General features: G+C 48.1%; 20 protein-coding genes. 14 read left to right on the top strand and 6 right to left on the bottom strand.

The features are described from left to right. Nucleotides 1-135 precede the first annotated feature (135 nt). Nucleotides 136-2,151, top strand: a complete 2,016-nt coding sequence (locus NY07_RS16835) for an NADPH-dependent 2,4-dienoyl-CoA reductase (RefSeq protein ID WP_033540528.1) — start codon at nt 136-138, stop codon at nt 2,149-2,151. A gap of 101 nt (nt 2,152-2,252) precedes the next feature. After that, nucleotides 2,253-2,708 carry a YciI family protein gene (locus NY07_RS16830; protein WP_033540527.1) on the top strand — a complete coding sequence of 152 codons (456 nt, stop codon included), beginning with the start codon at nt 2,253-2,255 and terminating at the stop codon, nt 2,706-2,708. Here the strand turns inward: NY07_RS16830 and yfaE are convergent, their stop codons facing one another. The 5 genes from yfaE to ubiG all read right to left on the bottom strand — a co-directional run bounded on the left by yfaE (nt 2,709) and on the right by ubiG (nt 8,420). After that, nucleotides 2,709-3,092 carry a class I ribonucleotide reductase maintenance protein YfaE gene (gene yfaE / locus NY07_RS16825; RefSeq protein WP_033540526.1) on the bottom strand — a complete coding sequence of 128 codons (384 nt, stop codon included), beginning with the start codon at nt 3,090-3,092 and terminating at the stop codon, nt 2,709-2,711. Beyond that, nucleotides 3,061-4,191, bottom strand: coding sequence for a class Ia ribonucleoside-diphosphate reductase subunit beta (nrdB, locus tag NY07_RS16820; RefSeq protein ID WP_033540525.1), 1,131 nt, complete (start codon nt 4,189-4,191; stop codon nt 3,061-3,063). The genes yfaE and nrdB overlap by 32 nt, the downstream gene beginning before the upstream one ends. A gap of 60 nt (nt 4,192-4,251) precedes the next feature. After that, nucleotides 4,252-6,540, bottom strand: a complete 2,289-nt coding sequence (gene nrdA, locus NY07_RS16815; RefSeq protein ID WP_033540524.1) for a class 1a ribonucleoside-diphosphate reductase subunit alpha — start codon at nt 6,538-6,540, stop codon at nt 4,252-4,254. 478 nt (nt 6,541-7,018) lie between these two features. Next, nucleotides 7,019-7,681, bottom strand: coding sequence for an HAD family hydrolase (locus NY07_RS16810; protein ID WP_033540544.1), 663 nt, complete (start codon nt 7,679-7,681; stop codon nt 7,019-7,021). A gap of 22 nt (nt 7,682-7,703) precedes the next feature. Then, nucleotides 7,704-8,420, bottom strand: a complete 717-nt coding sequence (gene ubiG / locus NY07_RS16805; RefSeq protein WP_033540543.1) for a bifunctional 2-polyprenyl-6-hydroxyphenol methylase/3-demethylubiquinol 3-O-methyltransferase UbiG — start codon at nt 8,418-8,420, stop codon at nt 7,704-7,706. Between the two features lie 314 nt (nt 8,421-8,734). On the opposite strand from ubiG, the gene gyrA reads away from it, so the two are divergent. Continuing rightward, entirely contained in the window at nt 8,735-11,362 is a 2,628-nt protein-coding gene (gene gyrA / locus NY07_RS16800; protein ID WP_033540542.1) for a DNA gyrase subunit A, read from the top strand. A gap of 135 nt (nt 11,363-11,497) precedes the next feature. Next, complete coding sequence (gene serC / locus NY07_RS16795) at nt 11,498-12,592, top strand: 3-phosphoserine/phosphohydroxythreonine transaminase (protein ID WP_033540523.1); 1,095 nt, start codon at nt 11,498-11,500, stop codon at nt 12,590-12,592. 98 nt (nt 12,593-12,690) lie between these two features. On the opposite strand, the gene NY07_RS16790 is transcribed toward serC, so the two are convergent. Then, complete coding sequence (locus tag NY07_RS16790) at nt 12,691-13,881, bottom strand: amino acid aminotransferase (protein WP_033540522.1); 1,191 nt, start codon at nt 13,879-13,881, stop codon at nt 12,691-12,693. Nucleotides 13,882-14,261: 380 nt separating this feature from the next. Here NY07_RS16790 and aroA point away from each other — a divergent pair, with 380 nt between their 5' ends. From aroA to NY07_RS16740, 10 genes are all read left to right on the top strand, one after another. After that, nucleotides 14,262-15,542, top strand: coding sequence for a 3-phosphoshikimate 1-carboxyvinyltransferase (gene aroA / locus NY07_RS16785; protein ID WP_033540521.1), 1,281 nt, complete (start codon nt 14,262-14,264; stop codon nt 15,540-15,542). A 174-nt stretch (nt 15,543-15,716) separates the two neighbouring features. Then, entirely contained in the window at nt 15,717-16,409 is a 693-nt protein-coding gene (gene cmk, locus NY07_RS16780; protein WP_033540520.1) for a (d)CMP kinase, read from the top strand. A gap of 99 nt (nt 16,410-16,508) precedes the next feature. Then, nucleotides 16,509-18,176, top strand: coding sequence for a 30S ribosomal protein S1 (gene rpsA, locus NY07_RS16775; RefSeq protein WP_033540519.1), 1,668 nt, complete (start codon nt 16,509-16,511; stop codon nt 18,174-18,176). 72 nt (nt 18,177-18,248) lie between these two features. Continuing rightward, nucleotides 18,249-18,536 carry an integration host factor subunit beta gene (gene ihfB / locus NY07_RS16770; protein WP_033540518.1) on the top strand — a complete coding sequence of 96 codons (288 nt, stop codon included), beginning with the start codon at nt 18,249-18,251 and terminating at the stop codon, nt 18,534-18,536. Nucleotides 18,537-18,658: 122 nt separating this feature from the next. Beyond that, nucleotides 18,659-18,976 (top strand): LapA family protein, encoded by a 318-nt coding sequence (locus NY07_RS16765; protein ID WP_033540517.1) that lies wholly within the window; start codon nt 18,659-18,661, stop codon nt 18,974-18,976. A 1-nt stretch (nt 18,977) separates the two neighbouring features. Continuing rightward, nucleotides 18,978-20,138: a lipopolysaccharide assembly protein LapB gene (gene lapB, locus NY07_RS16760; RefSeq protein ID WP_033540516.1), complete on the top strand. Its 1,161-nt coding sequence runs from the start codon at nt 18,978-18,980 to the stop codon at nt 20,136-20,138. 35 nt (nt 20,139-20,173) lie between these two features. After that, the gene (pyrF, locus tag NY07_RS16755; protein WP_033540515.1) at nt 20,174-20,869 is read left to right on the top strand and encodes an orotidine-5'-phosphate decarboxylase; all 696 of its coding nucleotides are present in this window, start codon (nt 20,174-20,176) and stop codon (nt 20,867-20,869) included. A 65-nt stretch (nt 20,870-20,934) separates the two neighbouring features. Next, complete coding sequence (locus NY07_RS16750) at nt 20,935-21,744, top strand: SDR family oxidoreductase (protein WP_033540514.1); 810 nt, start codon at nt 20,935-20,937, stop codon at nt 21,742-21,744. 43 nt (nt 21,745-21,787) lie between these two features. Further along, nucleotides 21,788-22,330 (top strand): DUF2058 domain-containing protein, encoded by a 543-nt coding sequence (locus NY07_RS16745; protein ID WP_033540513.1) that lies wholly within the window; start codon nt 21,788-21,790, stop codon nt 22,328-22,330. A gap of 146 nt (nt 22,331-22,476) precedes the next feature. After that, the gene (locus tag NY07_RS16740; RefSeq protein ID WP_033540512.1) at nt 22,477-24,228 is read left to right on the top strand and encodes an acyl-CoA dehydrogenase; all 1,752 of its coding nucleotides are present in this window, start codon (nt 22,477-22,479) and stop codon (nt 24,226-24,228) included. Nucleotides 24,229-24,240: the final 12 nt, after the last annotated feature.

The following is a 24,240-nucleotide window of genomic DNA, read 5'->3' as shown; positions in this document are numbered from 1 at the left end:
ATGCTAACTGAAAAGTACCAGAGGGGCGAAACACAATTGTAAATGAATCTTAAAGGCTGAAGTGGTTTGAGTATTGAGCTAAATCGAAACACGGGGTATGCTGATTTAAATCACTTGTTTAAAAAGGATGTTTAAATGTCGTTTCCGCATTTATTAGAACCCTTAGATCTCGGCTTTACGCAGCTTAAGAATCGGGTACTCATGGGCTCGATGCATACCGGGCTTGAAGAAGAAAAGGGCGGGTTTGAGAAACTGGCAGCATTTTACCAAGAGCGCGCCGTAGGGGGCGTTGGTCTGATTGTCACCGGTGGTATTTCACCTAATTTAAGAGGCCGTCTGGCGCCAAATGCTTGTCAGCTGAGTTTTCCCTGGCAGGTGGCTAAACATAAGGTTGTGACTCAGGCGGTCCATCAGGCTGGCGGTAAGATCTGCATGCAGATCCTCCATGCGGGCCGCTACGGTTATCATCCATTTTCGCTGGCGCCCAGTAAAATTAAGTCACCTATCACGCCGTTTACGCCTTCGGCGATGTCGGCGCGTCAGGTAAAAGGAACCATTAAAGACTATGCCACTTCGGCCTCGCTGGCCAAGAAGGCGGGTTATGATGGTGTCGAGGTGATGGGCTCTGAAGGCTATCTTATCAACCAGTTTATCTGCAGTAGAACCAACAAGCGTAGCGATGAGTGGGGTGGTGACTTCAGCCAAAGAGCTAGGTTCCCCGTCGAGATAGTTAAAGCGATTCGCCGCAAGGTTGGCGATGATTTTATTATCATTTTCAGACTCTCTATGTTGGATCTGGTGGACAATGGTTCTTCATGGGAAGAGGTTGTGCAGCTGGCTAAATGGCTAGAAGCGGCTGGTGTAACCATTATCAACACCGGCATTGGCTGGCATGAGGCCAGAGTACCGACTATCGCCACCAGTGTTCCTCGTGGTGCCTTTGCCTGGGTGACGGAAAAGCTTAAAAAAGAGGTGACAGTGCCTCTTATTGCGACCAATCGTATTAACACACCAGAGATAGGTGAGCAAATCATCGCATCCGGTCAGGCCGACATGGTTTCCATGGCGCGCCCCTTCTTGGCCGATGCCGAGTTTGTCAATAAAGCCGCGGCGGACCAAAGCCAGCTGATTAATACCTGTATTGGTTGCAATCAGGCCTGCTTAGATCACACCTTCGCCCTTAAGCGTGCCACCTGTCTGGTGAACCCCAGAGCATGTTATGAGACAGAATTAAACTTCACGCCGGCCCTTAATAAGAAACGCATTGCCGTGATGGGCGCGGGCCCTGCGGGTATGGCGTTTTCTATATATGCCGCCAGTCGCGGGCATAAGGTTGTACTGTTTGAAGCTAAGTCCGAGGTAGGTGGGCAGTTTAATCTTGCCCGCAAGATCCCGGGAAAAGAGGAATTTGATGAGACCATTCGCTATTTTACCGAGCAGATGAAACAGCATCAGGTTGAACTGAGACTGAATACCCGCTTAGATGCTTCTGTGGTAAGAGATGAGCCTTTCGATGAAGTAGTGATTGCTTCTGGTGTTGTCCCTCGCACATTGACGCTGCCAGGTTTCGACGATCCTAAAGTTGTTAACTATCAGCAGGTGCTCAGTGGAGAGGTCGAAGTGGGTGAGCGCGTCGCCTTGATTGGGGCAGGCGGCATAGGATTCGATATGGCACATTTCCTTGGTGAGCAGGAATCAACCACACTTAAGCCGGAGAAGTGGCTCAAGCAGTGGGGGATTGATAAAACCTATGGCGAGCGCGGAGGATTGACAGATCCTGAACTTGAGCACACGAGTCGTAAGATCTATCTGTTACAGCGTAAAACCAGCAAGATGGGCAAGGGGTTAGGCAAGACCACTGGCTGGATTCACCGCGCCGTGGCGAAACACCATCAGGTTGAGATGCTCAGCGGTGTGAGCTATGAGAAGTTTGATGAGCAGGGACTTCACATCAAGCTAGGTGACCAGGCGCAGATCCTTGAGGTCGATAATGTGGTGCTGTGCGCCGGTCAAGAGTCGAATCGGACTTTAGTTGATGAGATGGAAAGTACAGGCCTATCGGTTCATCTCATCGGCGGAGTCGATGTGGCCGCAGAACTTGATGCGAAACGGGCGATTCGCCAAGGCGCCGAGCTTGCTGCCAAGATATAACATCATCTGGTTTAGGATAAAAAGCTAACTCAAGTGAGTTAGCTTTTTTTTCGCCCTCGACCTACCTTAGCCTTAATCTTTAAAGAACAAGGAAAAAGAACATGACAAAATTAATGGGTCTGGCACTTGGGATGGTGCTGAGTCTTACAACGGCGTCACCCCTGTATGCAGAGGATTACGATGCCGCTTTGGCCGAACGTGTAGGCGCCGATGAATATGGCATGAAACTGTATGTGATGGCCTTTTTAAAGCGTGGCCCTAATCGCGGTCAATCAGAAGAGGAGGCCAAACGGTTACAGCGGGCACATCTAGATAACATTAAACACTTAGCCGACGAAGGTAAATTGGTGCTTGCTGGCCCCTTTATCGAAGAGGGCGAGCTTCGAGGGATCTATCTTTTTAATGTTACCAGTATCGAAGAGGCAAGAGTGCTGACTGCAACAGATCCGGCCATAAAAGCAGGTAGGTTGGTGATGGAGCTACATCCTTGGTATGGCAGTGCTGCCTTGATGGAAGTGAATAAACTGCATCACAAACTAGCCAAGAAAGCCATTTGATCAATCGGCAGAGCAATCAGCTAAAGCGTGTTGAGTTGCTTTTACCACAACGTCAACCCCTTGGGGCGAGAGTGCGAGATCGAGATCGCCTTCGGGATCGCAACAGCAGGGCAGACACTCATCTGCCTCGAGCTCGACTAAAGGCTCAGTGTGATATACAACTGACCCTTTGTTGATCTTGGTTTTACAGGCACCACAAAAGCCGTTACGGCACTCGGAAAAGATACGTACGCTCTTTTGCTCCAGTGCCTGTAACAGACTCTGATGTTCTTGGGTGTATAAGAGCACGGGTTGTCCTTGAAGGCTCACAATAGGAGCCTTCTTAAATACCGCGTCTTTATAAACCAGGTTTTTATAGATCAAAGTCGGCGAACTCACTTTCATCAACCGATGCGTCAATCTGTCCCACCAGGTAAGATGACACTTCCACTTCTTGTGGTGCGACTTGCACCGAATCACTCTCTAACCAGTTTTTCATCCAAGGCAGCGGGTTGCTCTGATCTGCGTATGGACTCGTCAGGTTGACCGACTTCATACGCTCATTGGTGATGTACTCAACGTACTGACATAAGATCTGTTCGTTCAGACCAATCATAGAGCCATCTTTAAACAGGTACTTAGCCCATTCTTTTTCTTGCTCGGCCGCCTTTACGAAGATATCGATTGCCGTTTGTTCGCACTCTTTGGCGATCTCTGCCATTTCAGGATCGTCTTTGCCACCTTGCATTATCTTGAGGATATGCTGGGTGCTGTTTAGGTGCAGGGCTTCATCTCGTGCGATGAGACGGATGATCTTGGCGTTACCTTCCATCACCTTGCGCTCGGCAAAGGCAAAAGAACAGGCAAAGCTGACGTAGAAGCGGATCGCTTCTAACACGTTAACTGACATCATGCAGAGGTAAAGGGCTTTCTTTATCTCGCGCTTGCTGACGATAATGGTTTTACCATTGATCTCGTGGGTGCCTTCGCCCATCAGGTGATAGGCTTGGCTCAATTCAATCAGCTTGTCGTAATAATCGGCGATATCACTGGCGCGCTTAAGGATCTCTTCATTTTGCACTATGTCATCAAATACAACAGAAGGATCGTTGACGATATTACGAATGATATGAGTGTAAGAGCGTGAGTGAATGGTTTCAGAGAAAGACCAGGTCTCGATCCACGTCTCTAACTCAGGCAGTGACACAAGCGGCAGGAAAGCCACGTTTGGCGAGCGTCCCTGGATAGAATCCAGCAGCGTTTGATATTTAAGATTCGAGATAAAGATATGCTTCTCATGATCCGGCAGCGCCGCATAGTCAATCTTATCTTTACTAACGTCTACCTCTTCGGGGCGCCAGAAGAAAGAAAGTTGCTTCTCGATAAGCTTTTCGAATACTTTATACTTTTGTAGGTCATAGCGAGCGACGTTAACCGGCTGACCGAGAAACATAGGTTCTAGCAGGGCATTATTAGGTGTTTGACAAAATGTAGAATAGGCCATTTTTCTATCTTCCGATAAAGGGGGCGCTCGCCCCCTGTTAAAAGGTTAAAACACTAAGAGTTAGATCTTACATGCGCCGCCTGCGCAACTGTCGTCTTCTTTCTCGATGGCGGTAATGTCGTCATATTTGTCTGACGCGCCATCACGTGTGTTGTGATAGTAAAGTGTCTTCACACCATATTTGTATGCAGTAAGCAGATCTTTAAGCAACACCTGCATAGGAACCTTAGAGCCAGGGAAGCGGCTAGGGTCATAATTGGTGTTGGCCGAAATAGACTGGTCAACAAACTTCTGCATTAAACCGACAAGTTGTAGGTAACCATCGTTGCTTGGCATCTGCCAAAGCAGCTCATAGCTGTATTGGTACTTGTCGAAATCAGGAACCACCTGTTTTAGCTGACCATCTTTACTGGCTTTAACACTGATCAAGCCGCGTGGTGGCTCGATACCGTTAGTGGCGTTAGAGATCTGCGAAGAGGTCTCAGATGGCATCAGTGCAGATAGAGTAGAGTTACGCAGGCCGTGAGTCTTAATCTCCTCACGTAGCGCGTCCCAATCCATGTGCAGAGGTTCGTCACAGATCTTGTCCAGGTCCCGCTTATAGGTATCGATTGGCAGGATACCCTTAGCGTAATTGGTTTCGTGGAAGGCTGGACATGCACCTTTCTCTTTCGCTAGGTTCATCGATGCCTTCAGCAGATAATACTGTATAGCTTCGAAAGTCTTATGGGTGATGCCGTTGGCGCTGCCGTCTGAGTAACGTACGCCTTCTTTAGCCAAGTAGTTGGCAAAGTTAATCACGCCTATGCCCAAGGTACGACGGTTCATCGAGCCTTTGTGCGCCGAAATGATGGGATAGTCTTGGTAATCAAGCAGACTATCGAGTGCGCGCACCGCTAGATCTGACAGGTTTTCCAGCTCATCTAGGCTTTTTATCGCACCCAGGTTGAGGGCCGACAGAGTACAAAGTGCAATCTCTCCATCAGGATCGTCGATGTTGTTCAGTGGCTTAGTCGGCAGTGCTATCTCTAGACAGAGGTTTGACTGACGAACGGGCGCAACCTTGGAATCAAACGGACTGTGGGTATTACAGTGATCGACGTTCTGGATGTAGATACGACCGGTTGAGGCACGCTCCTGCATCATTAGTGAAAACAACTCGACAGCCTTGATCTGCTTCTTACGAATGCTCTCATCTTGCTCATATTGAAGGTACAGACGTTCGAATTCTGCCTGATCTTCAAAAAAGGCATCATATAGGCCTGGTACGTCAGATGGACTGAACAGGGTGATCATGCCGCCTTGGATCAGACGCTGATACATGAGCTTGTTAAGCTGCACGCCATAATCTAAGTGACGAATACGGTTATCATCGACACCGCGGTTGTTCTTCAATACCAGCAGCGATTCTACTTCAAGGTGCCACATAGGGTAGAAGAGGGTCGCTGCGCCGCCGCGAACGCCACCTTGTGAGCAAGACTTTACTGCGGTCTGGAAATACTTATAGAAAGGTAAACAACCCGTGTGGAAGGCTTCACCACCACGAATTGGACTACCTAAGGCGCGAATACGGCCAGCATTGACCCCGATACCTGCACGCTGTGATACATACTTCACGATAGATGAAGCAGTAGCATTGATTGAATCCAGGCTGTCTCCACACTCGATCAATACGCAGGAGCTAAACTGACGCGTAGGTGTACGCACGCCGGCCATGATAGGCGTAGGTAGCGAGATCTTAAAGGTAGAGGTCGCGTCATAGAAATCTTTCACATACTGAAGACGCGTTTCTTTGGGGTAGTCAGCGAACAGACAGGCCGCCACCAGAATATAGAGGAACTGAGCGCTCTCATAAACTTCGTGGGTGACGCGGTTTTGTACCAGATACTTGCCTTCTAGCTGCTTCACGGCGGCGTAAGAGAAGTTCATATCTCGCCAATGATCGATATAGCTGTCTAGCAGGTCAAGTTCGTCGCGGCTATAGTCGTTCAGAATATGCGTGTCATACTTACCCATCTCCACCAGTCTTACGACATGATCATAAAGCTTTGGCGGCTCAAACTGGCCAAAGGCTTTTTTACGCAGGTGGAAGATTGCCAGGCGCGCAGAGAGGAACTGATAATCCGGCGACTCAGGAGAGATCAGATCGGCTGCAGCCTTAATAATGGTTTCATGAATCGCTTCGGTTGGGATCCCATCATAAAACTGAAGGTGAGAACGTAATTCGACTTCTGATACTGAGACGTTATTCAGTCCTTTGGCCGCCCAAGTGATCACTCGGTGGATCTTATCGAGATCGATAGTTTCACGTTCGCCACTGCGCTTTGTGACTTGCATATTGCTGTTCATTGAAGATAAGCCTTGAATTAAATATCGCTATGGGTGAGCTGAGATGTTCACCCTACGTTTCCATGTAAAAACAATCGAAGATGTTAAAAAAGTACCTGAGCACTACAGCTGTTCTAGTGGCTTCGACCGCTGACCATACACAATATATGGTGTTTTTTATTTGATAGGATACAAGATAGTGAGGTTGGTGCGATATTGCAAGCGGGTTTTTAGGGGACAAGTTGTGGATATCTTGGGGGTAACGCATGGGGTTAGTAACGGCTTACCTTTAACCCTTGTTTTCAATTACGATAGCCTGGTTAGGTCAACTTTTAGGCGACTGATTTGTTGTGTCGCGAAAGCTAAAATATTGCTCAGATCCTTGGGATCGATCGCCGTTGAAAAAGGATCTTAATCACATCCATAAGTTCAGATTTGGACAGACTCACACAACTGAAGAGGGTGATGTGCGATTTGTCACCTTTTACAGCGACTTACTCTACTTTAGCAATTCAATCACTTCTATTGGGGTGGTAAACCCATAATCATGGGGCCAGAGCTCTGCTTGGTCATTGTTTGCGATATAACCCCAATGGGCGATCCCACCGAGCATCTGACTGTTGCACGCCGCTTCAAGGTCGCGCCTGGCATCTCCAAGATAGAGTATGCGATTGCAGTGTACGTCAAGTTGCTGGGCCGCTAAGCGCATCGGAGCGGGATTAGGTTTGCTCTGGGTTGTCGAGTCACCACTAATAATCGCTGGCATTAAATGGGCCAGTTCGAGACGGTGAAGCAAGGGACGCGCAAAGCGTGCAGCCTTGTTGGTTACCACGCCAAAGGGAATGTCTAGCTCACAAAGGTGGGTAAGCAGGGGGGCTATACCGTCAAATAGCTGCGCTTGATCGCCATTGACCTGGTGATAATGGTGCAGCAGAGCTTGTTGAATTGCCGTCTTTTCCGCCTCATCAATGTGTGGCTCGGCGGCGTTCACCAGGGCAAGGCTGCCGTTAGAGGCGGCGTCTCTGACCTCTACCAAAGATTTAGTCGGATAGCCAAAGTCAGCCAGCGCCAAATTGAGCGCCTGAACAAGGTCGGGCGCCGTATCGACTAAGGTGCCGTCGAGATCGAACAGCACCCCTTTAATCAATTCTGGCTTAGTCATTCCGGCTTTAATTATTCCGGTTTTAGTCATCAAGTTGCTTAACCGTGGCTATCATATAGTTGACATCCAGGCTCTTGGTATAACGAAAGATATCGGTCAGCGGGTTATAGGTAATGCCAGTCGCATCAGTGCATTCTAGATCCACCTTTTCGGCCATACCTATCAACTCGGCAGGTTTTATGTACTTCTTATGGTCATGTGTGCCGACAGGCAACATCTTTAATAGGTACTCAGCGCCAATAACCGTTTCAACATAGGCTCTTAGATTACGGTTAATGGTTGAGAAGAATACACAGCCGCCGGGCTTTACCATATCGCTACAAGCTTTGATCACAGATGCTGGGTTGGGCACATGCTCTAACATCTCCATGCAGGTCACCACATCATACAAACCTTGATGGCTGTCTCTGTGATGCTCTGCGGTAGTCTGAATATAGTTGATCTCAACCCCTGTTTCTAAGGCATGGAGTTTCGCCACATCAAGGGGCTCGGCGCCCATATCAATTCCGTCTACCTTGGCACCAAGACGTGCCATGCTTTCAGAGAGAATCCCGCCGCCACAGCCAACATCCAGCACTGACTTGCCAAACAAGCCACCAACTGTCTGATCGATAAAATTCAACCTTAAGGGGTTTAGCTTATGAATAGGCTTAAATTCCCCTTCGGGATCCCACCAGGTAGCAGCCATCTTTTCAAATTTTGCAATTTCTTGTGGATCAACGTTGACATTGTGAGTCACAGATTGGTTAGGCACGGTCAAACCTCTGAAGGGGAAAGAATGTTAGGGCTATTATACTCATAGCCTTAGATAAACAAAGGAGATCCCATCGAAAATCTAACCGCTGGGGTGAGATTGCTGTTAAAGCGTTCATCTAAAGCTAAATCGAGCAGGCTTTACTGCGCTAATCAGATATTTGGCGGGAAATTTCAATAGGGTCTAGCGCCTTTAAATATCTGTGTTAGAATGCCAAATCACGTTTTCAGGCTTGACGATATATTGCCTGGTTTTTAAGCAGTATTTTGTCAGCTAAATTTCAAGGGATCGAGCAGTTTATGACTGATCTGGCTTCATCTATAACACCAATTAATATTGAAGACGAATTAAAGAATTCATATTTAGATTACGCCATGAGCGTGATCGTTGGCCGAGCGTTACCCGATGTACGCGATGGCTTAAAGCCGGTTCATCGCCGCGTACTCTTTGCGATGAACGAGTTGAAGAACGATTGGAACAAGCCTTACAAGAAGTCGGCACGTGTTGTCGGTGACGTGATAGGTAAATATCACCCCCATGGCGACTCGGCGGTGTATGACACTATCGTGCGTATGGCGCAGCCTTTCTCAATGCGTTACACCTTAGTCGATGGCCAGGGTAACTTTGGTTCGGTCGATGGTGACGCTGCAGCGGCTATGCGTTATACCGAAATTCGTATGGATAAGTTAGCCCATCAGTTACTGGCTGACTTAGAAAAGGAAACCGTCGATTATGTGCCTAACTATGACGGCACTGAGCAGATCCCGGCCGTATTGCCCACCCGTATTCCAGCCCTGTTAGTTAACGGCTCATCGGGCATTGCCGTGGGTATGGCAACAAACATTCCCCCTCATAACCTATCAGAAGTGATCTCTGGCTGTTTGGCGCTTATCGATGAGCCAAGCCTGTCAATTGAGCAGCTGATGGAGCATATTCCAGGTCCAGACTTCCCAACAGCCGCTATCGTTAATGGCCGTAAGGGGATAGAAGATGCTTATAAGACTGGTCGCGGTAAAGCGGTTATGCGCGCCCGTGCTTCAGTCGAAACCGAAGATAATGGTCGTGAGCGGATTATCGTTACCGAGATCCCTTATCAGGTTAACAAGGCTCGACTGATCGAAAAGATTGCCGAACTGGTTAAAGATAAGAAGATTGAAGGCATTAGCGGTCTGCGCGATGAGTCTGATAAAGACGGTATGCGCATCGTTATAGAAGTGAAGCGTGGTGAAGTGGGTGAGGTGATCCTCAACAACCTTTACGCTCAGACGCAGTTACAAACCTCTTTCGGTATCAACATGGTGGCGTTGACCAATGGTCAACCTAAGCTATTCAACCTTAAAGAGATGCTGGAATGCTTTATTCTTCACCGTCGTGAAGTGGTAACGCGTCGTACAGTATTTGAATTGCGTAAAGCCCGTGATCGAGCCCATATCCTTGAAGCACTAGCCATTGCGCTGGCTAATATCGATCCTATCATCGCGCTGATCAAGGCATCGCCGACACCAGCCGAAGCTAAAGTGAAGTTGATCGAGCAAGGTTGGGCACTTGGCAATGTACAGGGCATGCTTGAAAAAGCGGGCGATGACGCCGCGCGTCCAGAATGGTTAGCCCCTGAGTATGGTATTCGTGATGGACTTTACTTCCTGACCGAGCAACAAGCACAGGCTATCTTGGACCTGCGTCTGCACAAGCTGACCGGTCTGGAACATGAGAAGATCCTAGGCGAATACGAAGAGTTACTCGAACTTATCGCCGCGCTGCTTTATATCCTGCGCAGTCCAGAGCGCTTGATGGAAGTGATTAAAGAAGAACTTCAGGAAGTGCTGGAAAACTTCGGTGATGAGCGCCGCACCGAGCTGAATGCTTCGGCGGTGGATATCAGTCTTGAAGATCTGATTAACGAAGAAGATGTAGTTGTAACCCTATCACACCTGGGTTATGCCAAGTATCAACCGCTTAGCGATTACCAGGCACAGCGCCGTGGTGGTAAGGGTAAGGCGGCGACTAAGGTCAAAGACGAAGATTTCGTCGAAAAACTGCTAGTTGCTAACACTCATGACACCATCTTGTGTTTCTCTGACTTTGGTAAGATGTATTGGTTGAAAGTGTATCAACTGCCGCTGGCAAGCCGTCAAGCGCGTGGTCGTCCAATCATTAACCTGCTACCGCTCGCTGAAGGCGAACGTATTACCGCTATTTTGCCGGTCCGCGATTATGACGCCGATAAGTATGTGATCATGGCGACCTCTCACGGCACTGTGAAGAAGACATCCCTTGAGCAGTACTCTCGTCCAAGAGCAAACGGTATTATTGCCGTTAACCTTAAAGATGGTGATCAGCTGATCGGTGTTGATATCACCAACGGTGATAATGAAGTCATGCTCTTCTCTAACGAAGGCAAGGTGGTTCGCTTTAGTGAAGATCAGGTTCGTGGCATGGGCCGTACGGCAACAGGTGTCCGCGGTATCAAGCTCGAAGATGGTCAGACAGTGGTATCACTCATTGTGCCTAAGAACGATGGCGATATTCTTACCGTGACTGAAAATGGTTATGGTAAGCGTACTGAGCTATCTGAATACCCAGCGAAGAGTCGTGCAACTAAGGGCGTTGTCTCTATCAAGGTCAGTGAACGTAACGGCGCCGTAGTTGGTGCTGTACAAGTTCAGGAAAACGATGAGATCATGCTGATCAGCGACAAAGGTACTCTGGTTCGAACTCCGGCAACGGGCGTATCGAGCATTGGTCGTAACACCCAAGGGGTGACCATTATCCGTACCTCGGCCGATGAAACTGTAGTTGGTTTGCAGCGTATCGATGAGATCCAAGACGACACCGAATACGACGAAGAGGGTAATCCTATCCTTGACGAGACGGTCGATGAAACACAGGCTCCTGGCGATACGCCAGAGGCTGAGCCTACCGAATAAGGTTTAGGTATATAAACGGGCGTCCTTTTGGACGCTCGTTTTGTTTTAGCAAGTAAAACACCAACAAATGATAAAACATTAAGTGGCACCTTATCTGACGCAATGCCGTTGACAATAAACGCAAAGGAGAAAGAAGTGAGCGCGACATATAATTTCTGTGCAGGGCCGGCCATGTTGCCGCAACCCGTGATGCAAAAGGCACAAAAGGAGTTATTAGATTGGAATGGGCAGGGCGTCTCCGTGATGGAGATCAGTCATCGCAGTAAGGAGTTTATCGCGCTTACCGAGCAGGCCGAGGCTGACATCAGAGAACTGATGAATATTCCGAGTAACTACCATGTGCTCTTTATGCATGGTGGGGGGCGTGGTCAGTTTGCTGCTGTTGTGAATAACTTTTTAGGTGAAGCCGGGCGAGCCCTTTACTTAGTTGATGGGAGCTGGTCATCGGCAGCTGTCGATGAAGCCAGAAAGTTAGCCGGTGATGAACAGATAGACACCCTGAATATCGTTGAAAAAGACAATAATATCAGTAGGATTGTATTGCCTAATTTAGAAGGAATAGAGCAAGACTATCGCTACCTGCACTACTGTCCGAATGAGACGGTAGATGGCATCGAAATTTTTGATGAGATTAACTCGCCTTGGCCGATTGTTGCCGATATGTCGTCGAATATTATGTCTCGTGAGATTGACGTTAGCCGCTATGGATTGATCTATGCTGGCGCACAGAAAAACATCGGCCCATCAGGGCTTAGCATAGTGATAGTACGTGATGATCTACTGGCCTATCCGCAGCTCAATCAGGCCTCTATTATGGATTATCGCCTAGCGGTAAAACATGACTCCATGTTTAATACACCGCCGACTTTTGCCTGGTACCTTGCCGCCGAAGTCTTTAAGTGGCTGAAATCCCAGGGCGGCGTAAGCAAGATGTCTGAAGTAAATCAGCTTAAGGCTAAGACTCTATATGATTTTATCGACAGCTGTGATCTCTATGAGAATCGTGTTGCTGAGCAAAACCGCTCGCAAATGAATGTCACTTTTTACTTAAAAGATGAGTCATTAAACGAGGCATTTCTAGCCGAAGCGAAAGCGGCAGGATTAGTTGCCTTAAAAGGACACCGCAGCGTCGGTGGTATGCGCGCCAGTCTTTATAATGCGATGCCACTTGCCGGTGTTGAGGCCTTGGTAAGCTTTATGCGCGCGTTTGCAAAGAAGCATTCAGCCTAACGTAAGCCGGTTAACTTTATCTGTGAGTAAAACAAAAAGGGGACCCCAAGGTCCCCTTTATTTATGCAACTAATTCAATAAGCCCATGATTATGGTCATTACAGTACTTTTGCGATAGATTCCGCAAGGTAATCCACGTTACCTGTGCCTATACCTGCGATGCTGATACGGCTTGAGTCGACCATGTAGATGCTATGATCACTCTGTAGCTTGGCCACTTGCTCAGGGGTGATCCCCAAGAATGAGAACATGCCTTTCTGCTCGGCTATGAAGCTGAAATCGCGTGTGACCCCTTTCTCGATCAGTTTATTGACTAGCATGGCGCGATTACCATTGATGCGATCGCGCATCTCCTTCAACTCTTCAAGCCATTGCTGCTTTAACTCCGCCGAGCCGAGAATCGTTTCGACTATGGCTGCGCCGTGTGCAGGTGGCATTGAGTAGATGCAGCGAACTACATACAAGAGTACCGAATAGGCGACATTAGCGGCTTGGCTGTCTTTCGCCACTAAAGAGCAGGCCCCGATCCGCTCGCGGTACAGGCCAAAGTTTTTAGAGCATGAGGTGCACAGGATCATATCATCGACCTGAGCCGCCATCTGACGCACACCGTAAGCATCTTCGTCTACGCCATCACCAAAGCCTTGGTAAGCCATGTCTATGAGTGGTGTAAAGCCCTGTTGCTTAGTTAAAGTAATCACCTTATCCCATTGTTCATTGGTGAGATCCATGCCGCTTGGGTTATGGCAGCAAGCATGAAATAGCACAACATCGTCTGAGCCTATGTTGGCTAGGGTAGCCATCATCTCGTCGAATTTTAAGGTCTTGTTTTCATGATCGTAGTAAGGGTAGGTCTTTACCTGAATGCCCGCCGCTTCAAATAAACCTGTGTGGTTAGCCCAGGTCGGGTCGCTGACCCAGATAACACTATTTGGGTTAATACGCTTGATGAAATCAGCGGCCACTCTGAGCGCGCCTGTGCCACCCGGTGTTGATACGGTGCGAATGCGATCGGCAAGTAGCGCAGGGTTATCTTGGCCAAATGCCAGTTCACCGATGAGTTGGTTAAAGGTAGGGGAGCCTGTGGGACCTATGTAAACTTTTGTTTCCTCAGTGTCGATACGGTGCTGCTCAGCACGTTTAACACAGGCCAAAATAGGGGTGTTACCCGCTTCATCTTTAAATACACCCACACCAAGATCGACCTTATTGGCCTGAGGATCTTCGCGGTATTTAGCCATAAGCCCAAGAATAGGATCGGCGGGCATAGGGGAAAGTTTCTCGAACATAGTTCCAACTACCTTTATCTATTGTTATAGGCCGTAAATGGCCGGCGCTTTGCGTAGGCTAAGGATAAACTAAATTCATGACTAAATTACAGCGCTAATACAGATTTTATAATCTACCGCAGTTGGCAAATATTCATGCCAGCTACGTTAAATCGAGGGGACGGGCACCCTGATTTTGGAACATTTATAGGGGTTAGAAAGAAAATTACTCATTAAGCGCCTTAAAATGCAAAAAAGGGTTGAATAGTGGGCCTCAATCAGTAATTTTATAACCACGAGGCTCAGGTCGATTGAGCAGACGGCCATTTTGTCGTGATGGCAACACCAAGTATCAATAATTCGCAGCCAAAGATGGGTTGCTATCAATGAAGATGTGATTAATGAAACAACTACGACTCGATCCCATAACTAAGGTTCAAGGTACCGTTAATATTCCTGGTTCCAAGAGCATCTCAAACCGTGCCCTGTTATTGGCGACCTTAGCCGAAGGTAAAACCCGGCTGACCAATCTGCTCGATTCTGATGATATCCGCCATATGCTGACGTCACTGAAACAACTGGGCGTAAAGTTTCAGTTATCAGACAATAATACAGTCTGTGAGCTTGAAGGCCTAAGCGGTCCAATCAGCAGTGATCAAGCGCAAAGCCTGTTCTTGGGTAATGCTGGCACGGCAATGCGTCCACTGTGCGCTGCTTTAACCTTAGGCCAAGGGGAATTTACCTTAACGGGTGAGCCTCGTATGGAAGAACGTCCTATTGGCGACCTGGTTGATGCCTTGAGCGCCCTAGGGGCCGATATACAATACCTTAAACAACCCGGTTTCCCGCCGTTAACGGTCAATGCCACTGGGCTAAATGGTGGTGATGTTGAGATCGCAGGTGATTTGTCGAGTCAGTTTTTAACGGCACTGCTCATGGTTGCACCACTGGCGAAAGAGCAGGTCAATATTAAGATTAAAGGTGAGTTAGTTTCTAAACCTTATATCGACATTACCGTTGCCCTGATGGCCCAGTTTGGGGTTAAGGTGATCAACCATGACTATGAACGCTTTGAGATCCCGGCTGGTCAACACTATGTTTCACCAGGTACTGTGTTAGTTGAAGGTGATGCCTCATCAGCCTCTTACTTCCTTGCCGCGGGTGCCATCCAAGGTGGTGAAGTCAAAGTCACTGGCGTAGGACTAAAAAGTATCCAGGGCGACGTAAAGTTTGCCGATGTGCTTGAAAAAATGGGCGCAGAAATAGAGTGGGGCGACGATTATATCATTGCCAGAAGTGCTGCACTCAATGCCGTTGATCTGGATATGAATCATATCCCAGATGCTGCCATGACCATAGCGACAGCCGCGCTATTTGCTAAAGGCACAACCACTTTAAGAAACATCTATAACTGGCGTATCAAGGAAACTGACCGTTTAGCTGCCATGGCCACCGAACTGCGTAAAGTCGGCGCCATTGTCGAAGAAGGCCACGACTACATTAGCGTGACACCGCCGGCTAAGTTAAATACTGCCGATATCGACACTTATAACGATCACCGCATGGCTATGTGTTTTTCACTGTTAGCCTTTGCCGATTGTGGGATCACAATCAACGACCCCGATTGCACATCAAAAACCTTCCCAAGTTATTTTGAGCAGTTTGCAGCCTTAGCCCAGTAAGTTGCCACTGACAGCGGGCTGAATCCTTTGGCCCGCTTTGCCCCATGCTCCAATTGTGTTAATTCGTAACTTTTTGCCGCTTTCTAAACGCTTTTAGTTTATAATGCGCGCGCAGTTTTTTCGTGGACGACATTCAAGATCTTTAGGGACGATAGATTTAAATTGGAGAATCATATGTCACAACGGGCTCCCATCGTCACAATTGACGGCCCAAGCGGTGCAGGTAAAGGCACTATTAGTCAAATACTTGCTTCGCGTTTAGGATGGAAGCTGCTTGATAGCGGTGCCATATATCGTGTGTTGGCCCTGGCGGCAATTCACCACAACGTAGAGCTGGACAACGAAGCATCACTGGCGCTTTTAGCCGCACATCTGGATGTGCAATTCATTACGGCTAAAGCAAACGGCATTAAAGTTGTCTTAGAAGGTGAAGACGTCTCTCATGAGATTCGTAGCCAAGAGTGCTCAAATGCCGCCTCCAAAGTAGCCGCATTTCCTAGCGTTCGCGAGGCTTTACTGCGTCGCCAACGAGCGTTTGCAGAGGCACCTGGTCTTATCGCCGACGGTCGCGATATGGGCACTGTCGTCTTTCCGACAACACCCGCTAAACTTTATTTAACGGCATCGGCTGAGGAAAGGGCCCAAAGGCGCTATAATCAGTTGCAGGACAAGGGCTTCGATGTTAATATCGACCGTCTTTTAGCCGAGGTCATTGAGCGTGATGAACGTGATATGAATCGTCCCGTAGCCCCTCTGGTTCCAGCCGAGGATGCATTGGTGATCGATACTACGGCTATCGGCATTGATGAAGTGGTTGAGCTTGCGCTCGCACACATCAAGCAAAAATTACCTGACCTTGCCCTCTAAGAGACAAGGTTTTTATGATTTGTCACAAGGATGGGACAAATGATTAATCTGACTCCACGTCTAGGATGGGCTGTGGTTTATTACTTAAAGTAAATTAACATGACTGAATCTTTTGCTGATCTATTTGAACAATCCCTTCAACAACTTGAGTTCCGTCCAGGTTCTATCGTTCGTGGTACTGTCGTATCAATCCAGAACGGTATGGTACTGGTTGACGCAGGTCTTAAGTCTGAAAGCCCAATCCCAGCTGAGCAATTCAAAAACGCTCAAGGCGTTCTAGAAATCGCAGTTGGCGACGAAGTTGACGTAGCCCTAGACTCGGTTGAAGACGGTTTCGGTGAAACTCAACTTTCTCGTGAGAAAGCTAAGCGTCACGAAGCTTGGATCGTTCTAGAAAAAGCTTACGAAGATGCTGAAACTGTAATCGGTGTCATCAATGGTAAGGTTAAAGGCGGTTTCACCGTTGAACTAAACGGTATCCGTGCGTTCCTACCAGGTTCTCTAGTTGACGTTCGCCCAGTTCGCGACACTGCTCACCTAGAAAACAAAGAACTAGAATTCAAGGTTATCAAGCTAGACCAGAAGCGTAACAACGTTGTTGTTTCTCGTCGTGCTGTTATCGAATCAGAAAGCAGTGCAGAGCGTGATGCGCTACTTGAAAACCTACAAGAAGGTCAAGCCGTTAAGGGTATCGTTAAGAACCTGACTGACTACGGTGCATTCGTTGACCTAGGTGGCGTAGACGGTCTTCTACATATCACAGATATGGCTTGGAAGCGCGTTAAGCACCCATCTGAAATCGTCAACGTTGGTGACGAAATCAACGTTAAAGTACTTAAGTACGATCGTGAGCGCACTCGCGTTTCACTAGGTCTTAAGCAACTTGGCGAAGATCCATGGTTAGAAATCAGCAAGCGCTACCCAGAAAACACTAAGTTAACTGGTCGCGTCACTAACCTAACTGACTACGGCTGCTTCGTTGAAATCGAAGAAGGCGTTGAAGGTCTAGTACACGTTTCTGAAATGGATTGGACTAACAAGAACATCCACCCATCTAAGGTTGTTAACCTAGGTGACGAAGTTGAAGTTCTAGTGTTAGACATCGATGAAGAGCGTCGTCGTATTTCTCTAGGTCTTAAGCAGTGTAAGACTAACCCATGGGATGACTTCGCAGAGCGTTATGCTAAAGGCGACAAAGTTACTGGTAAGATCAAGTCAATCACTGACTTCGGTATCTTCATCGGTCTTGACGGTGGCATCGACGGTCTAGTTCACCTATCTGATATCTCTTGGAACGGTACTGGCGAAGAAGCTGTATCTGACTACAAGAAGGGCGACGAAATCAGTGCAGTTGTACTGTCAGTTGACCCAGAGCGTGAGCGTATCAGCCTAGGTGTTAAGCAGACTGAAGACGATCCTTTCAATGCATATCTTGCAGATAAGAAGAAAGGTGCTATCGTAACTGGTACTGTTACAGCAGTAGACGCGAAAGGCGTAACTATTGAGTTGGCTGACACCGTAGAAGGTTACCTACGTGTTTCTGACATCTCTCGTGAGCGCATCGAAGATGCATCTACTGTATACTCAGTAGGTGACACTGTTGAATCTAAGTTCATGGGTGTTGATCGCAAGAACCGTTCAATCAGCCTGTCTATCAAAGCGAAAGACGAAGCTGATGAGAAGGAAGCGATGGCTAACTTGAACAAGCAAGATGACGTTGCTATGAGCAATGCCATGGCTGAAGCGTTCAAAGCGGCTCGCAAATAATTCGCCTGAAGTTCGGGGATGGCAACATCCCCGCTAGGTGACTGTGTTTGGCTTGATTATAGAGGGTACAGGATGACTAAATCCGAACTGATCGAAAAACTTGCCAGTAGGCAGTCGCAGCTGTCGGCAAAAGAAGTAGAAAGCGCTATTAAAGAGATGTTGGAGCAGATGGCAACAACATTAGAAGGCGGTGACCGTATCGAGATCCGTGGCTTTGGTAGTTTTTCCCTTCATTATCGTGCACCACGTACAGGTCGTAATCCTAAGACTGGGACTTCAGTTGAACTGGAAGGCAAGTATGTACCGCACTTTAAGCCTGGCAAAGAACTGCGTGAGCGCGTTGATGCTATCAACTCGTAAATGACATTGTTTTAAAAGCCTCCGAAAGGAGGTTTTTTTATGTCTAAACTCCAGGTATGGCTAGCTAGTTCGTTAAAATTCTTGGATAATCAATCCATCACCACGGGTTTATGGAGAGTAACGTGAAGTCATTTATCGCGACTGTACTTGTCGCCCTATTTTTCGTCTTGGCTTTATTGTTTGGTGCACGCAACGAGCAACTGGTGACCATCAGTTATTTTGTGGCTCAAGGCGAATATCGTTTACCTGTCGTGCTTGGTGTGGTGTTTTTAGCAGGCTTCTTAGTCAGTTGGTTATTTGCCATCTACCATATCACCAAAGTCAGATTACAACTGCGTCGCGCCAATAAGAAAATTGATCAGTTAGAAGCTAAACTTCCCGCTGAAGCGCTACCACCATCTTCTCAAATTGAACATCAAGCGAAGGAAGTAAACGCTTAATATGTTAGAGATTCTGTTTCTGTTGTTACCTATTGCCGCCGGTTATGGTTGGTATATGGGTCGCCGTAGTATCAGGCATAAGCAGAATAGTAAGCGTAAACAGTTAAGCCGTGATTACTTTACCGGCCTAAACTTTCTTCTGTCGAACGAGTCAGATAAGGCTGTCGATCTCTTTATCTCCATGCTGGATGTGGATGATGACACTATTGATACCCACCTATCTCTTGGTTCCCTGTTTCGTAAAAGGGGGGAGGTTGATCGCTCCATCCGAATTCACCAAAACCTAATCGCCCGTCCGACGCTGACCACTGAGCAGCGCGATATTGCTATGATGGAGCTAGGTAAAGATTATTTGGCTGCCGGTTTCTACGACAGAGCCGAAGAGATCTTTCTCAATTTGGTCCGCCAAGAGGATCACAGCGAAGAAGCTGAAGATCAACTTATTGCCATCTATCAGGTGACCAAAGATTGGCAAAAAGCAATCGATATCATCAAGAGTTTGAAGCGTAAACGCCAGCAATCTCTAAAACACCTACAAGCACACCTCTATTGTGAATTGGCTGATGAAGCCTCCGACAGCGAGTTAAAACTAAAGCATTTGATGCAGGCCATCAAGCAGGATCCCAAGTGTGGGCGCGCTATGCTAAACGCTGCCAAGCTCTATCTGAATCAGCAAGATTATGGTCGCAGCAAAGAGATGCTAAACCGATTGAAAGAAGCCGATATCGAGATCTTCCCCGAAGCACTCGCCATCGCTAAAGAGGTCTATCAATCAACGGACGATCTCAGTGCCTACCGCGAGCTACTGCGTGAAGCGTTAGAGCAGGGGGCTGGTGCTAGCGTTGCGATCACCCTTGCACAGCAGATGATTACCCAAGGTGAGCAGCAAGATGCTGAAAAGCTGATACTTGATGGTCTCTATCGTCATCCGACCATGAAAAGTTTCCAACATCTGATGAAAATGCAGATCCAGCACGCCGAAGATGGTCAAGCAAAACAGAGCCTGAACATGTTAGCCGAGCTGGTTGAGCAACAGATAAAATTCCGTCCTAGTTACCGCTGTATCGAGTGTGGATTCCCGTCACATACTCTCTATTGGCATTGCCCCTCTTGCAAGAGCTGGGGCACCATCAAGCGGATCCGTGGACTCGACGGGGAGTAATGAAAGAATAATATGCAAAGCAACAGGAGAGCATAATGAGCAACAAACCTATTATAGTCGCGTTAGATTACGATAATAAATCCGAAGCTTTGCAGCTCATAGACCAGTTAGATCCCAATATGTGTCGTCTTAAGGTTGGCAAGGAGATGTTTACTCTCTTCGGCCCCGATCTGGTGAAAGAGATCCATAGTCGTGATTTTGACCTGTTCCTGGATCTTAAATTCCATGACATCCCCAACACAGTGGCTAAAGCGGTGACGGCGGCTGCAGAGCTGGGCGTTTGGATGACGAATGTCCATGCCAGCGGTGGATTGGCTATGATGCAAGCCGCGCAAAAGGCACTGGAACCTTATGGCGCTCAAGCACCGCTGCTGATCGCGGTCACCGTATTGACCTCGATGAGCGATGACGAGCTTGCGCTGCTTGGGATTAATGTTCCAGCCGCTGAACAGGTTAAACGCTTGGCTTCGTTGACAAAGCAAGCCGGCCTTCACGGTATTGTGTGCTCAGCGCAGGAAGCCAGTATGCTAAAGGCAGAGTTTGGTCCAGAGTTCAAGCTAGTGACGCCAGGTATAAGACCGGCTGGTAGCGACAAGGGCGATCAGCACCGAGTGATGACGCCAACCGAGGCGCTGGCAGCGGGTTCTGACTACCTGGTGATCGGCAGACCTATTACTAAAGCGGCCGACCCACTTGCGGCACTGACGGCGATTCACGCGTCGCTGAAATAGCTTGACCTTAAGGTGACAGGCTCCTAACTTAGCCCCTTACAAGCGCACATCAGGATGGAGTGACTATGTTTGATTATCAAGGGAAAAATGTCTTTGTTGTCGGTGGAACCAGCGGCATCAACCTAGGCATTGCTAAAGCCTTCGCTAGCGCAGGGGCCAATGTGGCGGTCGCCAGTCGTCGTCAAGAAAAGGTGGACGCCGCAGTAAAGTCTCTGCAAGCAATTAACCCCAAGGGTAAGATGCTCGGTGTGAGTTTTGATGTGCGAGATCTCGATGCATTAAAGGCTGGTTTTAAGCATATCGCCGAGCAATATGAAACACTGGATGTCTTGGTGAGCGGCGCAGCCGGAAACTTTCCCGCCGCTGCGGCAGATCTATCTGAAAATGGCTTTAAATCCGTTATGGACATCGATCTGCTTGGCAGCTTTCATGTATTGAAGCAGGCTTACCCCTTGATGTGTAGACCTGGTGGCGCAATAGTGCAGATCTCTGCGCCTCAGGCGTACATTGCCATGCCAATGCAGTCACATGTTAGCGCCGCTAAGGCGGGCGTTGATATGTTGACTAAGAGTCTGGCGCTGGAATGGGGCAGAGAGGGGATTCGGGTCAATTCATTAGTCCCTGGTCCCATTGCCGATACAGAAGGGTTTAACCGATTAGCGCCAAGTGACGCCCTACAACAGGCCGTAGCCCATAGTGTCCCATTGCAACGTAATGGGCAATGCGAAGATGTTGCCAATGCCGCGCTGTTTATTGCATCGCCGCTGGCGAGTTACATCACAGGCACTATACTGCCGGTTGATGGCGGCTGGTCACTTGGCGGCGCCAGTATGGCCATGAGCGAATTGGGTAAGTTAGCCCAACGTAAAGAGTGAAATCGACAGTGTTAAATGCGCTGTCATATGAGTGAGAAGATTAATGGCAAATCCATTTCAAGAGCAATTATTAAAAGCTGGTCTCGTTAGTAAACAAAAAGTACGAGATGCCAAGACACAAAAACGCCGGGACAGAAAGGCTAAGGTCGATGATGGTTCCGAAGCATTAAAACAGGAGATCGCCGCGAAGAAGCAGGCGCAGATCGACAAAGATAAGGCGCTCAACGAGCAGCGTTTTGCCCAGGCGATGGAAAAGGGGCAGGTGAGAGGCCTTATCACTGAATTTAAGCGCTGTGCCATCGATTTGCCAAAAGATGGTGAACTTAAATTTAACTATACCTTGGGCACTAAGATCTATTCGGTATACGTCAACGAAAAGCTTCAGGGACAACTGTTAAATGGTCAGCTGGGTATCGTGCGCCACGAAGACGTGAGTTATTTGGTGCCCCATAAACTTGCCGAACGGGTCAATTTACTGGTACCTGAGTGGTGTGGCTATCTCTGGCAACAAGATGATAATACCCAGCAGGCCGAGGAGGACGACCCTTACGCCGATTATGTCATCCCAGATGATCTGATGTGGTAACAGATGATGCCTTAAAAAGCCTCGCACAAAATGCGGGGCTTTTTATTGCCTACGATAAGACAATTTTCATGTAAAAGGCTTTATTCTCGAAGATAAGTAAGATAGATTAAAACAACTGTTTAAATCCTTCGTTTGAGAGAGTCAAAATGAATCCATACCAGGCACCGTTAGCCGACATGAAATTTTTGTTAGAGCGCGTATTTGATGCGCCGCAAACTTGGGCCGAGTTACCGTCGGTTGCTGAGGTCGTCGATATGGATACGGCTCTGGCTATCCTAGATGAGGCAGACAAGATCGCACGAGATCTTATCCATCCTATTAATCGTCCTGGTGATGAGCAAGGTGTTCGCTTCGAAGATGCCAAAGTGATCACACCCGATGGCTATAAGGCGGTATATGACCAGTATGCCGAGGGGGGATGGGTAGGCCTATGCGGCGACCCTGAATTTGGCGGCATGGGCATGCCTAAGATGCTTGGGGTATTAGTTGATGAGATGGCCTACGGCGGCTGTAACGCCTTTACGCTTTACGGCTCGCTGACCGCTGGCGCCGCGCTGTGTATTAATGCCCATGGCAGCGAAGACTTAAAAGAAAAATATCTACCTAATCTCTATTCGGGGCAATGGGCCGGTGCGATGGACATGACTGAGCCTCAGGCTGGCTCTGATCTGCGTAATATCCGCACTAAGGCTGTGCCTCAAGAGGATGGCAGTTATCTGATTTCAGGCAGTAAAATCTTCATTACCGGTGGTGACCACGACCTTACCGAGAATGTCATTCACCTAGTGCTGGCTAAACTGCCGGATAGTAACGGCATCTCACTCTTTTTAGTGCCTAAGATTAAAGTGGATGACGATGGTAATTTAGGTGAAGCCAATGGCGTTAGCGTAGGTTCAATCGAACACAAAATGGGCCTCAAAGGCTCTGCCACTTGTGTGATGAATTACGATGAAGCGCAGGGATATCTCATTGGTAAGGCAAATCGCGGTTTAGTTTGTATGTTTACCATGATGAACTATGAGCGTTTAGCGATCGGCATACAAGGGCTGGGTACCTCACAGGCTGCATATCAGATGGCTAGTGAATATGCCAAAGAGCGTTTGCAGGGGCAAGCCGCAGGCGGCTCTGATGCGATTAGCGACCCGATATTAGTACACGGTGATGTACGCCGTATGCTGTTAAATATCCGTTGCTACACAGAAGCTGGCCGAGCCTTGTCCGTCTTTACGGGACAGCAGTTGGATATTGCTAAGTTTGGGGAAGGTGAGGCGCAACAAAAGGCGGCGCGCTATGTTGGCCTGTTAACCCCAGTGGCTAAGGCATTCCTAAGCGATCGTGGTTTAGATGCCGCAGTGATGGCGCAGCAGGTCTTTGGTGGTCACGGCTATATTCGCGAAACTGGCATAGAGCAGCTGGTGCGTGATACCCGTATCGCCCAGATCTATGAAGGGACCAATGGTATTCAGGCCATCGACTTTTTGGGCAGAAAAACGACCGGAGACGATCTGCGTACCCTGAAAGAGTTCATACAGGAAGCCAATAACGCCTTATCAGATCTGACTCATGTATCAGCCGATGATAAAGCGTTGGTATCAAGCCGTTTCGACGCTTTGTTAGCCACGGCGCATTTCATTAATGAGCACAAGTTGACAAGTCCAGCATTGATCAACGCCAGCGCTGTTGATTTCCTCGATGCCTTTGGTCACCTGATCTATGGTTATTTCTGGTTGTTAATGGCCGATAAAGCTGCGGATCACCATGATGTACAATTTGCCCAAACGAAACAGCAACTGGCGAACTTCTATCTTGCGAAACTACTGCCAAAGGTTGATTATCACCTTGCTCAGGTGAACGCTGGAGACACCAGTATCATGGCGATGGAAGCTGAGCAGTTTTAAAGGCTAACCCGC

It is taken from the genome of Shewanella sp. ECSMB14101 (genome assembly GCF_000773485.1).
Classification (GTDB): domain Bacteria; phylum Pseudomonadota; class Gammaproteobacteria; order Enterobacterales; family Shewanellaceae; genus Shewanella; species Shewanella marisflavi.
This window is presented reverse-complemented; position numbering and strand designations above follow the sequence as displayed.

What these genes read in the sequence shown, in the direction of transcription:
- cmk (WP_033540520.1), top strand. Translation starts at nt 15,717, where the DNA reads ATGTCACAACGGGCTCCCATCGTCACAATTGACGGCCCAAGCGGTGCA.
- ihfB (WP_033540518.1), top strand. Translation starts at nt 18,249, where the DNA reads ATGACTAAATCCGAACTGATCGAAAAACTTGCCAGTAGGCAGTCGCAG.
- NY07_RS16810 (WP_033540544.1), bottom strand. Translation starts at nt 7,681, where the DNA reads ATGACTAAGCCAGAATTGATTAAAGGGGTGCTGTTCGATCTCGACGGC.
- NY07_RS16745 (WP_033540513.1), top strand. Translation starts at nt 21,788, where the DNA reads ATGGCAAATCCATTTCAAGAGCAATTATTAAAAGCTGGTCTCGTTAGT.
- lapB (WP_033540516.1), top strand. Translation starts at nt 18,978, where the DNA reads ATGTTAGAGATTCTGTTTCTGTTGTTACCTATTGCCGCCGGTTATGGT.
- rpsA (WP_033540519.1), top strand. Translation starts at nt 16,509, where the DNA reads ATGACTGAATCTTTTGCTGATCTATTTGAACAATCCCTTCAACAACTT.
- NY07_RS16750 (WP_033540514.1), top strand. Translation starts at nt 20,935, where the DNA reads ATGTTTGATTATCAAGGGAAAAATGTCTTTGTTGTCGGTGGAACCAGC.
- NY07_RS16830 (WP_033540527.1), top strand. Translation starts at nt 2,253, where the DNA reads ATGACAAAATTAATGGGTCTGGCACTTGGGATGGTGCTGAGTCTTACA.
- nrdA (WP_033540524.1), bottom strand. Translation starts at nt 6,540, where the DNA reads ATGAACAGCAATATGCAAGTCACAAAGCGCAGTGGCGAACGTGAAACT.
- gyrA (WP_033540542.1), top strand. Translation starts at nt 8,735, where the DNA reads ATGACTGATCTGGCTTCATCTATAACACCAATTAATATTGAAGACGAA.
- nrdB (WP_033540525.1), bottom strand. Translation starts at nt 4,191, where the DNA reads ATGGCCTATTCTACATTTTGTCAAACACCTAATAATGCCCTGCTAGAA.
- NY07_RS16835 (WP_033540528.1), top strand. Translation starts at nt 136, where the DNA reads ATGTCGTTTCCGCATTTATTAGAACCCTTAGATCTCGGCTTTACGCAG.
- pyrF (WP_033540515.1), top strand. Translation starts at nt 20,174, where the DNA reads ATGAGCAACAAACCTATTATAGTCGCGTTAGATTACGATAATAAATCC.
- NY07_RS16790 (WP_033540522.1), bottom strand. Translation starts at nt 13,881, where the DNA reads ATGTTCGAGAAACTTTCCCCTATGCCCGCCGATCCTATTCTTGGGCTT.
- yfaE (WP_033540526.1), bottom strand. Translation starts at nt 3,092, where the DNA reads ATGAAAGTGAGTTCGCCGACTTTGATCTATAAAAACCTGGTTTATAAA.
- NY07_RS16740 (WP_033540512.1), top strand. Translation starts at nt 22,477, where the DNA reads ATGAATCCATACCAGGCACCGTTAGCCGACATGAAATTTTTGTTAGAG.
- aroA (WP_033540521.1), top strand. Translation starts at nt 14,262, where the DNA reads ATGAAACAACTACGACTCGATCCCATAACTAAGGTTCAAGGTACCGTT.